General features: G+C 37.2%; 11 protein-coding genes. 9 read left to right on the top strand and 2 right to left on the bottom strand.

Going from position 1 to position 14314, the window contains the following annotated elements; genetic code table 11:
• Window positions 1-98 precede the first annotated feature (98 nt).
• Entirely contained in the window at window positions 99-323 is a 225-nt protein-coding gene (locus tag A0J48_RS00005; protein WP_200319124.1) for a Nif11-like leader peptide family natural product precursor, read from the bottom strand.
• 382 nt (window positions 324-705) lie between these two features.
• Window positions 706-3324 carry an ATP-dependent chaperone ClpB gene (gene clpB / locus A0J48_RS00010; protein ID WP_200319126.1) on the bottom strand — a complete coding sequence of 873 codons (2619 nt, stop codon included), beginning with the start codon at window positions 3322-3324 and terminating at the stop codon, window positions 706-708.
• Window positions 3325-4075: 751 nt separating this feature from the next.
• On the opposite strand from clpB, the gene A0J48_RS00015 reads away from it, so the two are divergent.
• The 9 genes from A0J48_RS00015 to A0J48_RS00055 all read left to right on the top strand — a co-directional run bounded on the left by A0J48_RS00015 (window position 4076) and on the right by A0J48_RS00055 (window position 14297).
• Entirely contained in the window at window positions 4076-6961 is a 2886-nt protein-coding gene (locus A0J48_RS00015) for an ATP-binding protein (RefSeq protein ID WP_234300627.1), read from the top strand.
• Window positions 6962-7257: 296 nt separating this feature from the next.
• Window positions 7258-7560: a TIGR02450 family Trp-rich protein gene (locus A0J48_RS00020; RefSeq protein WP_200319128.1), complete on the top strand. Its 303-nt coding sequence runs from the start codon at window positions 7258-7260 to the stop codon at window positions 7558-7560.
• A gap of 795 nt (window positions 7561-8355) precedes the next feature.
• Window positions 8356-9222 (top strand): ferredoxin:protochlorophyllide reductase (ATP-dependent) iron-sulfur ATP-binding protein, encoded by an 867-nt coding sequence (bchL, locus tag A0J48_RS00025; protein ID WP_325077977.1) that lies wholly within the window; start codon window positions 8356-8358, stop codon window positions 9220-9222.
• 31 nt (window positions 9223-9253) lie between these two features.
• Complete coding sequence (locus A0J48_RS00030; RefSeq protein ID WP_200319132.1) at window positions 9254-10084, top strand: DUF5331 domain-containing protein; 831 nt, start codon at window positions 9254-9256, stop codon at window positions 10082-10084.
• A 157-nt stretch (window positions 10085-10241) separates the two neighbouring features.
• A complete protein-coding gene (locus A0J48_RS00035; protein ID WP_200319134.1) occupies window positions 10242-11645 on the top strand; it encodes a ferredoxin:protochlorophyllide reductase (ATP-dependent) subunit N in 1404 nt (467 codons plus the stop codon).
• Window positions 11646-11816: 171 nt separating this feature from the next.
• A complete protein-coding gene (locus A0J48_RS00040; RefSeq protein WP_200319136.1) occupies window positions 11817-12077 on the top strand; it encodes a DUF4160 domain-containing protein in 261 nt (86 codons plus the stop codon).
• A gap of 3 nt (window positions 12078-12080) precedes the next feature.
• Window positions 12081-12371: a DUF2442 domain-containing protein gene (locus A0J48_RS00045; protein ID WP_200319137.1), complete on the top strand. Its 291-nt coding sequence runs from the start codon at window positions 12081-12083 to the stop codon at window positions 12369-12371.
• A complete protein-coding gene (locus A0J48_RS00050) occupies window positions 12340-12570 on the top strand; it encodes a hypothetical protein (RefSeq protein ID WP_200319329.1) in 231 nt (76 codons plus the stop codon). The genes A0J48_RS00045 and A0J48_RS00050 overlap by 32 nt, the downstream gene beginning before the upstream one ends.
• Before the next feature lie 56 nt (window positions 12571-12626).
• A complete protein-coding gene (locus A0J48_RS00055; RefSeq protein ID WP_200319139.1) occupies window positions 12627-14297 on the top strand; it encodes a DNA methyltransferase in 1671 nt (556 codons plus the stop codon).
• Window positions 14298-14314: the final 17 nt, after the last annotated feature.

Genomic DNA, 14314 nt, shown 5'->3' on the forward strand with positions numbered 1-14314 from the left:
GTGGGGTGTGGGGTGTGGGGTGTGGATAAAGAATTTTCTCCCCTGCTCCGAAAGCTCCCCTGCTCCCCTGCTCCGAAAGCTCACCTATTACCTATTACCTATTTACGATTTAATCTTATAGGTTCACTGGCAAACCATAATTCCTCTAATTCAGCTTCAGTAAAGTTATAGCCAAGAGTGGCAGCAAAATTAACTATTTTTTTGGTATCCCAATGACAACTATCAAAGACTCCTTGCTGACAGCATTTTTTACAGTATAGTTCATAAAGAGTTGGTTCTGAACTCAACATTTCATAAAAACTTTCAACTTGTTGTAAAGACATATATCGTATAAAAAGAGTTGAATTGGATGTGGTAGTTATCAATGGATAATTGACAATTGATAATTGGTTAATTTTGTTTAAAACCTCTCTTTTTAAAGAGAAAGAGCCAGAAAAACCTGTCCTGACTTTCAATTCTTGACCCTTGAGGGAGAGGTAATTTTCCATTGTCAATTTTTTAACCCCAGATAGTAAACACTAAAATTGGTTGTTTACTTAGCTCAAAACTTATAAAGTGAAAAATGCGAAATGATTATAACACTAATGCCAGGACAACAAAAACTACTTCATACTTATGGTCAAAAATGGCGATCGCACAATAAACACTTGAAAAAACCCGGCTAATACAAATAACCGGGTTGATAAGTTGAATTGAACAGTTAAATTAACTGCTAAACACTTCCACCGGTAAACGACTAAAGGCTAGACGTTCGTTTTGGACATCGACAAAAATTGTGTCACCGTCGTTAAATTCACCTCGTAAAATTGCTTTGGCAATTTGAGTTTCTAATTCCCGTTGAATGGCACGTTTTAATGGTCTTGCACCAAATACAGGATCATAACCAACTTCTGCTAAAAAGTCTAAAGCAGCACCAGACAGTCGCAGAGACATTTTTTTGTCACTCAATCTTTGTCTGAGTCTATCTACTTGCAACTGCACAATTTGCCGTAATTCTGATTTCTGCAAACTGTGGAAGATGATAACTTCATCAATGCGGTTTAAGAATTCAGGACGGAAACTATTCCGCATTGCTTCCATGACTCGATGACGCATTTCATCGTAACGGGAATCATCACCAGCGACATCTAGAATATATTGAGAACCGATGTTACTGGTCATGATGATAATGGTGTTTTTGAAGTCCACCGTTCTACCTTGGGAATCGGTGACGCGACCATCATCGAGAATTTGCAGGAAAATATTAAATACGTCGGGGTGAGCTTTTTCGATTTCGTCGAATAAAATTACCGCGTAAGGACGACGACGAATGGCTTCGGTTAATTGTCCCCCTTCTTCATAACCAACATAACCTGGAGGTGCGCCAATTAATCGAGAAACTGTATGTTTCTCCATATATTCTGACATATCAATTCTCACTAAAGCCTCTTCTGTATCAAACATATAAGCAGCTAAAGCTTTAGCTAATTCTGTTTTACCCACACCTGTCGGACCAAGGAAAATAAAACTCGCAATGGGACGGTTGGGATCAGCAAGTCCAGCGCGGGAACGTTGAATGGCATCGGCTACGGCGGTTACAGCTTCGGCTTGACCGATAACACGGTGGTGTAGTTCATCTTCTAAATGCAGTAATTTTTCTTTTTCAGATTCTACTAATTTACTAATAGGAATTCCTGTCCACTTAGAAATGATTTCTGCAATATCAGCTTCGGTGACTTCTTCCCGTAATAAAGATTTTCCTGTTCCTTGGGCGTTGGCTAGTTCTCTTTCTACGGCTTCTAATTGTCGATGTAAATCGGTAAGTTTGCCATATTTCAACTCAGCAGCGCGGTTGAGATCGTAGTTTCTTTCTGCTTGCTGAATTTCTAAGTTCACTCGATCAATTTCTTCTTTGATAGATTGAATTTTGGTGATAATATCTTTTTCAGATTGCCATTGAATCCTCAAAGTGCTTTGTTCTTCTTTGAAGTCAGCCAGTTCTTTTTCTAATCTTTCTAATCGTTCACGGGAAGCTAAGTCACTTTCTTTTTGTAAGGAAAGTTTCTCCATTTCTAATTGAAGGATTTTGCGATCAATTTCGTCTAGTTCTTCTGGTTTGGAGGTAATCTCCATTTTTAATTTAGCTGCGGCTTCGTCTACCAAGTCAATGGCTTTATCTGGGAGGAAGCGATCGCTAATATAACGACTCGATAAAGTAGCAGCAGCAACTAAGGAACTATCAGAAATTTTTACCCCGTGATGCACTTCATACCGTTCTTTCAAACCCCGCAAAATAGAAATCGTATCGGCAACATCTGGTTGATCTACATAAACTTGTTGGAAGCGTCTTTCTAAAGCTGCATCTTTTTCTATATATTTGCGATATTCATCTAAAGTTGTCGCCCCAATACAACGCAACTCACCTCTAGCTAACATGGGTTTTAATAAGTTACCGGCATCCATCGCACCTTGGGTTGCACCTGCACCAACAACGGTATGAATTTCATCAATAAATAATACAATATTGCCACCAGATTCAGTAACTTCTTTTAATACTGCTTTCAGGCGTTCTTCAAATTCACCCCGGAATTTTGCCCCAGCAATTAACGCCCCCATATCTAAAGCAATCAGTTTTCTATCTTTGAGAGATTGGGGAACATCACCCGCAACTATCCGCTGTGCTAAACCTTCAGCAATTGCGGTTTTACCAACTCCAGGTTCACCAATTAATACCGGGTTGTTTTTTGTCCGACGGGAGAGAATTTGGATGGTTCTTCTAATTTCATCATCCCGACCAATCACAGGATCTAATTGTCCTTGACGTGCTGCTTCTGTTAAATCACGTCCGTATTTTTCTAAAGATTGATATTTTCCTTCTGGACTTTGGTCTGTCACTTTTTGACTCCCACGAATTTGTTTAATAATATTCTTTAATTTGCCTTCGTCTAAACCAATTTCTTTGAGTAGACTTTTACCAAAACGATCATCTTTAGCGTATCCTAGCAGGATGTGTTCAACGGAAATATATTCATCTTTAAATTCTTGGCGATATTTTTCTGCTCTGTCTAATAATGTATCTAAACTGCGTCCTAAATATACAGAACTGCTGCTACCTGATACTTTTGGTTGACGTAAAATAAATTGATCTGTGTAGTCCCTAATTTTCTGGATATTTGCGCCAGCTTTGGTGAAAATCGCAGTACCTAGTCCTTCTTGTTCCAGCAGTGCTTTCATTAAATGTTCGCTTTCTAGCTGCTGTTGCTGGTACTGCTTGGCGATATCGGGAGTATGGGCGATCGCTTCCCAGGCTTTTTCTGTAAATTGGTTCGGATTAGTCGGTTGCATAGATTTTTTTGATAAATTACTCTCATATCGTCATTGTAAAAAGGGAGCAGTGTTTACCTGGATCGGTCTTCACATCTTGATAATGTAGTATTATCAGCAAAGCTGTGATGTCTTTATATAAGTTTTTTAAATCTCACTTTTTCAAAATATGTGGGTTCTGAGGGTTTTCGCAAAAAGCCATTGTCTATTCTCAATAATATTGCAAGTTTTTCTCAATTATCAACGAGTTTTCGTCGTTTCAGGATTGATATTGACCTATAAATTTTTTGTGGTATGATGGGTGTATAATTCTGAGGAATAGTGTAATAAAAAAACGCAGAGGAACGCGGAGGTAAGCGCGGAGTTTCGCAGAGTTTTGTTTACACTACAGGTACAAAATTTAAGTAAAATTCTTATACTAACTTGCAAGTTTTCAAAAGGTTTAACTTACCTTTGGGGGTGAAAATCCCCTACTTCTACAAGCAGCGGGTTTTGCGTCGGCGTAAAATCCCCGTTGCAAAACGTAATTCTAAATTCTAAATTCTGCATTCTTTTAACAACCTGCTTCTGCATGATCTCCTCTGCTGTCTACTTTAAGTTTGCGTGTTTTTGCTGATAACATAGTGGAGCAGGATCAAAATCGGTCTTAACAGCCCAGGATAATAAATTTGTCAATCCTAATTATCACTAAATTATTATTGATATCTTGCACAAGTTCTGCACAAATTTGCATTAGTCTATAAGATCATCAATTTTTTAGACTTCACTTGTCATGCTTAATTCAGCATTTTCTTCAGGTAAACCATCTGTGGGGATGCGTTTAACTCGAACCATGAGTACCATCGAGACTTGGGGTTTTGGGTTAACTGGTCATATCCTCTGGATTGCTGTGATTCCGGCTATTCATGCTGAACTTAAATCACAAGCTATTTTTGTGTGGGTACCAGCAGTTTGCTTTGGGATGTTGTTAAATTATCAAGTTAAACATCTGGGAAGAAGCTGGCAAAATGTGGCTGGAGGCACGCCTAATTACGCTTGTCGGTTACTTAAACAATACCCTGGTTTAGCTCTCTATGCAGCTTTGGGGTATTTTTTTAGTTGGGTGTCAGTGTTGCCAGTTAATGCAATTGTGCTGACAGACTTGATTAAAGTTAATTTAGAAGCTGTCAACCTGACTTTACCTACGCCACTACTATCAATTGCTTTGACATTATTACCTTTCATTCTAGCATTTAGTGGCACGCGTGGTTTAAGTATCCTGCATTTATTTTTTGTGATTCCGGCAGTCGGGTTATTACTGTTATTTACTGGCCAAGGTTTGGGTTGGTTATTGTTTTCCCCCAACAGTCCTGGTTTGTTTCCTGAACAGATGACAGTACCAGGTTTTGCTGATTGGGCTAAGTGGTTTTTATATGTTAGTTATGCCACCTACGCTTGCGAAACAGCTTCTGCTTTTGTTGCTGACAGCATACATCCCACAAAAACTCTCTCCTTTCTTTCCATTGCTAGTTGGTTGATGATACCTATTTACATAGGTGCTTCTTGGGTGGAAACAAGGTTAGGAACATCTATCAATACAGACAATGGGGCGTTTTTAAGCTTGTTGGTTTCTTCCCAACACTTTTGGGGAAAATATGCTGGTCTTTTAGTCACCTTTTTATTGGCAGCTTCCTGTTTATTGGCATCTGCAACAGTTGTTTCTAACTGTCCTCGAATTCTCTATCAACTTGCTGTTGATAAATATTTGTCATCTGTATTCGCGGTTGTATCTCGTCGAGGTGTATTCGGTCCAGCGTTAACATTGACGTTAATTCTTAGCCTAGCCTGTTTAATTTGGGGTAACGTTCCTCAAATTCTTGTAGTTGGAAATTTGGGCTGGTTTATTTCTATCATGGCTGTACATTTGGGAATATGCTTGAGAAGTGATAAACCACAGGTTTTGTTTCCCCGGTTAACATTGGTTTTATTTTTATTAGAAATATCTGTACTCCTGATAGGAGGAATAGCTTGGGGTTGGCAAGATTTTCTAATTGGGTTGTTTGTTCCGGTAGGGATTATCGCTATAGATCAACTGATTCGTCGCTTGCGGTTGCCTCTATTTAATGCTAATTGGTGGGTACAAAAATATAATTATCGTCCCTGGATTAATGTCCATGAATCACTTATTTACCAAGTAATTACTCTTATCTCTCTACTGAGTAGTGCAGTAGTTATTGGTTGGTTATTTGGGCGTAAATTCAATACTTTATATGATCAAGGAACAGAGAATTTAATAGTTGTTTTACTGATGATAGTGGTGTTTGTGGGTGTGGCGATCGCCTGTTGGACAAGTCTACCACAAGTTGTCTCTATGGCAGAAGCACAATCAGCCGCAGAACACTTATTTAACTTTGCCCAAGATGGCATTTTAGTAGTTGATGAAGAAGGTATTATTCGTCAGGCTAATGCAGCTACTACTAGTTTTTTCGGGATACAATCATCAGATTTATTAGGAACTTGTTTGCAAATATGGCTGGTAGATTTAGACCCTTACCCGTTTAATTGGCCAACTCGTAGTGAACACACTATTATTCAAATATCTCATGTCAAAACTGTGGAAGTTTCTGTGTCTGACCAACCACATCAAGACTTTCAAGAGTATATTGTAATTTTGCATGACATTACCCAGCGCAAGCAAGCAGAAGAACTCTTAATCAACTCAGAAGCAGAACTTAAACATAAAGCTCAAAAATTAGCTGCCCAATTAGTCCAAAGTGAAAAAATGTCTAGTTTAGGACAGTTAGTAGCTGGTGTAGCACACGAAATTAATAACCCAGTTAGCTTTATTTATGGCAATCTTGACCCTGCTGATGAATACATTAGAGATTTAATTAGATTAATAAATCTTTATCAACATCACTATCCTCAGCCAGTTAGAGAAATTACCAACTTAGCAGAAGAAATTGATTTAAATTATATGCTTAATGACTTGCCTAAGTTGCTAAATTCTATAAAAATGGGTAGTCAAAGAATCAAAGACATTGTTTTATCTTTACGTAATTTTTCCCGTTTAGATGAAGCAGAAATTAAACTAGTGAATCTCCATGAAGGTATTGAAAGCACGTTACTAATTTTGCAAAATCGTCTGAAAGCCAATAATAAACGACCCGCGCTTACCGTAATTAAAAAATATGCAGAATTACCTTTAATAGAATGTTATCCTGGGCAACTTAATCAAGTATTTATGAATCTTTTGGTCAATGCCATTGATGCCCTTGATGATGCCTTTGTTAACCATAAAAAACATCAAGAACCGCAAATTAATATCCAAACCACCATCACAACTGATCATCAAGTTTGCATTACTATTACTGATAATGGTCGTGGTATTCCAGAAGATAGCCAAAAACATTTATTTGAACCTTTTTTCACAACTAAACCTGTTGGTAAAGGCACTGGTTTGGGATTATCCATTAGTTATCAAATTATCGCAGAAAAACATGATGGTAGTTTAGAATGCTTTTCAGAGGTTGGTCAAGGCACAAAATTTGTAATTACTATTCCTCTGCAACAAAAAAAATCTAACTCCAAATTTCAAAATCAATTATCCGATAAACTTTACGTCAAGCCTGCGGCATACCAGAAAAGCACAGTTCCTCTGCAAGATGTACAAAATTAAAAATTAGTAGTTAATAATTCAGGAGTTACGCAAAATCAGGAAAAAATGCTCCCGTGCAAGCAACTTCATAAGCGTCAGACCGAAAAATAGTTTCAAACCTCTTCTCTGTTTGATAGAATTTTAGGACTTACGTAAGATTGAACTCAAAACCTGATTCTTGCGTAGAGGTAATTCATGAATTACCCCTACTTCCGTTCTGTTTTGCGTAAGTCCTGAATTTATCAGAATTTAATTTATCTGTGGAATTAATCCAAAATCTAAAATCCAAAATCCAAAATCCAAAATTCTGATCACCAATGCCTAAAAAACAAAAGTTTCCTTATTTACTAGGTTCTAAGTGGACAGCACAACAAAAAGTTGATGGTTGGCGACATTTTCAAGTCATTAACCGCAAAAATCAGGGTAAATGGGTATATGCCGAAATGGTTGCTGCTTGTGACCCAAATGTGCGCTTTTGGATCAATGCCAAATTATTACAAGATAATTCTCAATGGCACGCCGGCTGGCAAACTTTACAGGAAATCAATGCCATTGAAAAAAATCAGGACTTACGCACAGAATCTTTCGTCAGGGCTGGGTGTAAGGGTGTAGGGGTGTAGGGGTGTAGGGGTTTTCCTCTTCTCGACCTTGATTTTTATATCACTTTATCCCTTTGCCCAAACCCTTGTTTTTTCGTTTTTTTGCGTAAGTTCCTAAAAATTAATAATTATACACGAAAGTTATCTCTGTCATGATTTAATTAACTTTAGTCAGATATTTGATTATTTAATAATAATTTACAACTATGATAGCTGACACTCAGATTTTACCTACAAACTCAAATCACTCCACCTGGTCTAAAGAGTCAAAAACCTTAAATTTATCGAAACAATGGGGTCTAAAACCTAGTCTTTAAAGGCGAAAAGTTTTTGGAGCGGTGTATAAATACCCCTTACAAAAACGGCCTCCTGCCCCCTGCCTCCTGCCTTCGTTAAATATTTGCAATCCCTATTCTGCTGGTATGCAATAGCAAAATTTCTGGTTTTGACTATTAGCAGATTATTTGCTGAATATAAGCTGTCTTTATCATCAGCTATTTCTATGCAAACCATTATTAAAAGCAGATTTCAGTATTTTGTATTTTGTAACTATTTTTATATTAAAAACTGATAAATTTATAAAAAATAGATTTATAGAGTTTTTAGTTAGTTTTACAGCTATTTTTAATTGAAAAAATATATTTTAATCTTAATTAATTCATTTAAAGTCAATTTACAGATTGACAGCCCCTTTCTTTTCCAGAAACTTTAGACAATAATGGCACTCACATACCTCACACATCGCTGACTCAGCCTAGTTGAAAGACAAATGTTTGAGCCGCGAGTTTGAAAAGAAACTATAAGAGGCGAACAACAGTGAAACTAGCAGTTTACGGAAAAGGCGGAATCGGCAAATCTACTACCAGCTGTAATATCTCCGTCGCATTAGCCAAACGCGGTAAAAAAGTCCTGCAAATTGGTTGTGACCCCAAACACGACAGCACCTTTACTCTCACCGGGTTTTTGATTCCCACCATTATCGACACCCTGCAAGAAAAGGATTATCACTACGAAGATGTTTGGCCTGAAGATGTTATTTACAAAGGCTATGGTGGAGTTGACTGCGTTGAAGCTGGTGGTCCCCCAGCCGGTGCAGGATGTGGTGGCTATGTAGTAGGTGAAACAGTCAAACTGTTAAAAGAACTTAACGCTTTTGATGAGTACGATGTAATTTTATTTGATGTTCTAGGTGACGTTGTGTGTGGTGGTTTTGCCGCACCTCTCAACTATGCTGATTACTGTATGATTGTCACCGATAACGGCTTTGATGCTTTATTTGCTGCCAACCGTATTGCTGCATCTGTCCGTGAAAAAGCCCGAACCCACCCCCTACGTCTAGCTGGGTTAATCGGTAATCGTACTGCTAAACGCGATTTAATTGAGAAATACGTAGAAGCCGTACCAATGCCAGTTTTAGAAGTATTACCTTTAATTGAAGATATCCGTGTTTCCCGCGTGAAAGGCAAAACTCTGTTTGAGATGGCAGAGTCAGATCCTTCCCTAGACTACGTTTGCGACTATTACTTAAATATCGCTGACCAAATCTTATCTCGTCCTGAAGGTGTCGTTCCGAACGATGCCCCTGATCGTGAACTTTTTTCTCTGTTGTCAGATTTTTATTTAAATCCGAGTAAACAACCAGCCACTATTGCAGAAGAGGAATTAGACTTGATGATTGTATAAAACAATTTACCTCTTCAGGATGGGGGAACCTATGGCTTTCTTTGATAGTTTTACCGATTCAATCAAACAAAAGTGGTTGCAGTTCTTTCAGGTGAACCGAGACTGGATTATCCTGCAAATGGCAATCGAATCAGTTTATACCCCCGATGGCGGGAAACGACCATCTTCTTACCTCATCCTGGGAGTAGTAAATGCCCTGGAACCCAAACTAGCCCAGTTGATGTTTCCTTTTGCTAAGTTAAATCCCGACGCTGATACTCTTATTGAAGTATTAGGACTGCATTTTGACCCAGATATTGTCCTTGGTAATCGCTTAAGTCCCACCACAGAACCAGAAAGATACACCAGTTTTTCCCAGGTGGTGACAGAAGATATCCAGGAAGATGTGTCTGATCATGACCAATCTGCGATCGCTGATTTCAGGAATGCAGAGGAAGAAGTCATGGATCCAGATTTTTCAAGAGGAATTGATACCACTGAAAATAGCTGGGATGAAGATAATGCACTGGGAAACGGAAATGGTTTCCATGATATTTCCGCCTCTGACAACAGTATCTCCGAGGAGTCTGGAGAATTTGCTTCAGCAATGGGAGATGAATTTGAGGGAATATCATTTGATCCAATCAATTTAACTGAAAGCTTCGACAACGATGCTTTAGGTGATGTGAATTTGTCTGATGCCAATGGGTTTGATGATTTAAGTCAACCTGATGAAAGTGAATTTAGAGATGTGTTGTCTGATGTTTGGGGAGATGAAACATCTCTCAGTGAAATTGAAGACAATAACGATCTTTTGGGGGAAGAATTGCCATCAGAGGTTTTTGATGAATCAGAAATGGCACGTCTTTTCCCCAACAATTAAATCAGTTATCAGGGAATAGGGAATAGGGAATAGGGAATAGGCGCAGTCAATTCAAAATTCAACATTAAAAAATCCTGTCTCCTGGCCTGAATTCCTTAATTCCTAAATTCCTGATCACTGCCTTTTACGCCTTAAAAATTAAGGGGAGAAAATCAAAATGACCGTCGCTACAGAACCAGCAGCTTTAAATTTTGAATGTGAAACTGGTAATTACCACACTTTTTGCCCAATTAGTTGTGTGGCTTGGTTATATCAAAAAATTGAAGATAGTTTCTTTTTAGTTATTGGTACAAAAACCTGCGGTTATTTTCTGCAAAATGCGATGGGGGTAATGATTTTTGCTGAACCCCGCTATGCAATGGCTGAGTTAGAAGAAGGGGATATTTCCGCACAGTTAAATGATTATCAGGAATTGAAAAGATTGTGTGATCAAATTAAACGCGATCGCAATCCTAGTGTTATAGTTTGGATTGGTACTTGTACCACCGAAATTATTAAAATGGACTTGGAAGGTTTAGCACCCAAGTTAGAAGCAGAAATTGGTATTCCTATTGTTGTTGCTCGTGCTAACGGTTTAGACTACGCTTTTACTCAAGGGGAAGATACAGTATTAGCTGCAATGGCTAACCGTTGTCCTGATAAAGCACCAGTTTCAGAAACAGAAAAAGGCGAACGTAACGCTATTCAAAAGTTACTGCATTTCGGTAAGAAAAAAGAAGATGTAGCCCAAGAAGAATCAGAGTATGTAGACCATCCTCCTTTGGTTTTATTCGGTTCTTTACCTGACCCGGTAGTAACTCAGTTAACTTTAGAATTGAAGAAACAAGGTATTAAAGTTTCTGGTTGGCTACCTGCAAAAAGATTTACCGAATTACCTGTTTTAGAAGAAGGTTATTATGTTGCTGGTGTGAATCCTTTCCTCAGCCGTACTGCGACAACTTTAATGCGTCGCCGGAAATGTAAATTAATTGGCGCACCATTTCCTATTGGTCCCGATGGTACTCGCGCCTGGGTAGAAAAAATCTGTTCTGTTTTTGGTATTACACCGAAAGGTTTAGATGAAAGAGAAGCGCAGATTTGGGAAAATTTAGAAGATTACGTGAAATTAATTCGCGGTAAATCTGTGTTTTTCATGGGTGATAATTTGTTGGAAATTTCCCTAGCGCGGTTCTTAGTTCGCTGTGGAATGACTGTTCATGAAATCGGTATTCCTTACATGGATAAACGCTATCAAGCTGCTGAGTTAGCTTTGCTAGAAAAGACTTGTCAGGAAATGGGTTCACCTCTACCAACGATTGTCGAAAAGCCGGATAATTATAATCAGGTGCAAAGAATTTATGAGTTAAAACCAGATTTGGTAATTACTGGTATGTCTCATGCAAATCCTTTGGAAGCGCGGGGTATTAATACTAAATGGTCTGTGGAGTTTACCTTTGCACAGATTCATGGTTTTGGTAATGCGCGGGATATTTTGGAGTTGGTAACTCGTCCTTTAAGAAGGAATAATAATTTGAAGGATTTGGGTTGGGATAAGTTGGTAAGGGAGGAAGCGAAGATTTAAGTTTTGGGTTTTCTTCGGCAATTTTGGGGCGAATCTTTTGGGGTTCGTCCTTTTTTTTAATAACGTTCGCAAAGCGTGGCGTTAGCCATACCGCAGAGGCGCAGAGGACGCAGAGGAAGAGAATATGCTAGAATATGATTGATTAAAAAGAATATATTATCAGGTGATGTAATGCCCGAAGTTTGCCGTTTTTTAGGAATTATTATTACCATGTATTATAATGATCATCCTCCACCACATTTTCACGTCCGTTATAATCAACAAAAGGCAATTATTGATATAGAAACATTATCAATTTTAGAAGGTAAACTTACTCCTAGAGTTTTAGGTTTAGTAATTGAATGGGCAGCAATGCACAAATCAGAACTTCTCAAAAACTGGAACTTGGCTAGACAAAATAATTCTTTAGAGAAAATCGAACCATTAGAGTAAATTATGTTGAAAGATATTATAGAAGTCATTTCTCAAGATAACTATCAACTCTATCAGAAATTTGAAGATGGAAAAGAAGGTATTGTTGATATTAGTCAGTTAATTGAATTTACTGGTGTTTTTCAACCTTTACAAGATTTAGCATTTTTTAAAACAGTGAACGTTAACCCTGAATGGGGAACAATTTATTGGGATAATGGTGCAGATTTAGAGACCCATGATCTATATTCTGTAATTACTGGTGAACCTATTTCTACCTATCATGGAAATAAATATATGGAAATTACTCACTAACTTAGCATTTATCACACCAAAACCAGCTTTATTACAACCTAAAAAGCCTTTTCCAGTAACTAAGTTGGAGGATGTAGCAGGTTGTTTGAAATATGATGGTGAACCTGCAACGCTGGAAGATATGGAAGATGCTATTCATCAAGGTGTTGAGGTATTTGATATTAGTAATTATGATGACGTTTATGAGAATATTAGATAGATATATGTTATTATATTAATCGTTTATTATTTATAATTAACCAAATTTTACCATATATGAAACGTCTTTACTACGGTGATAATATCCAAATGCTTAGAGAAAATATTCCTAATGAATCTATTGATCTAATTTACCTTGATCCGCCTTTTAATTCTAAAGCTAATTATAATATTCTCTTTAAAAATGCCACGGGTGAAGGTTCAGAAGCGCAAATTACAGCTTTTGAAGATACCTGGACTTGGGGAATTGAATCAGAAAGATTTTTAGACGAAATTCAGGAAAAGAAAGGTGAATTATATCAATTATTAGATTTATTAGTCAGAACATTAGGAAAAAATTCATTATCAGCTTATTTGGTAATGATGGCAATTAGATTAATAGAACTACATCGAGTTCTGAAATCTACAGGCAGTTTATATTTACATTGTGATACTACCGCAAGTCATTATTTAAAAATGATTTTAGATTTAATATTTGATGCCAGAAATTATCGTAATCAAATTACTTGGAAACGTACTAGCAGTCATAGTGATGCTAAAAAATATGCTAGAATTACAGATATTATTTTCTACTATGTCAAATCTAACAAATTTACTTGGAATCCTCAACGGTTGAGTTATTCTGAAGAATATATCAAACAATATTATTGTAATATTGATAGCGACGGGAGAAGATTTCAATTTGATAATTTAACCAACCCGAAAACTAGCAAAGGTTATTTTTATAAACTGTTAGATTGTGATCCTCCTGAGAACGGTTGGAGAATGCCAGAATCTCGCGCCGAAGAGTGGCTAAGTCAAGGTAAAATTGCTATACCATCAACAGGGAAAACACCACGTTATAAACGTTATTTAGATGAGGTGCAAGGTAAAGTCATTCCTGATATTTGGGATGATATACCACCTATTAATTCTCAAGCTAAGGAAGCTTTAGGATATCCTACCCAAAAACCACTATCATTGTTAGAAAGAATTATTCAAGTTAGTAGTAACCAAGATGATATAATTCTTGATCCATTCTGTGGATGTGGAACAGCAATACACGCAGCAGAAAATTTAGGCAGAAATTGGATCGGTATTGATATTACTCATTTAGCAATTTCTTTAATAGAAAAAAGATTAAGAGATGCTTTTCCAAGTAAATTTATTGAAGACGAAAATAAAAATCAAAAATTAGTACCAGGGATAGAATTTGAAGTTGAAGGTACACCGAAAGATTTAGCCGCAGCAATAGATTTATTTAACAGAGATGCTTATCAATTTCAATGGTGGGCGTGTTCTTTGGTAAATGCACAACCATATAAAGATAAAAAGAAAGGTGCAGATGGGGGAATAGATGGTTTAATCTTTTTTGAAGATATCATAGATATCAAAAAATCAAATAAAACCGCAGTTAAAAAAATCATTGTTAGTGTGAAAGGTGGAAAAAATATTAACGCATCTATGATTAGAGATTTGCGGGGTACAATGGAAACCAATAAAGCTGATATTGGATTATTTCTTACTCTCACACCTCCCACTCAACCAATGATTAAAGAAGCTGCATCTTCTGGTTTTTATAAAGCAGGAAATGGCAGAAATTACGCGAAAATTCAGATTTTAACTATTGAGGAATTATTAACAGGAGAAAAACGACCAGAATTTTTTGATATGAAACAGGGAGAGTTGACATTTAAAAAAGCACAACGGGAAAATCAAGATATAGCGGAACAGGGAGAATTGTTTTAGTATCATTATCGTGAATT

This window comes from Sphaerospermopsis aphanizomenoides BCCUSP55, assembly GCF_001586785.1.
GTDB lineage: Bacteria > Cyanobacteriota > Cyanobacteriia > Cyanobacteriales > Nostocaceae > Sphaerospermopsis_A > Sphaerospermopsis_A aphanizomenoides_A.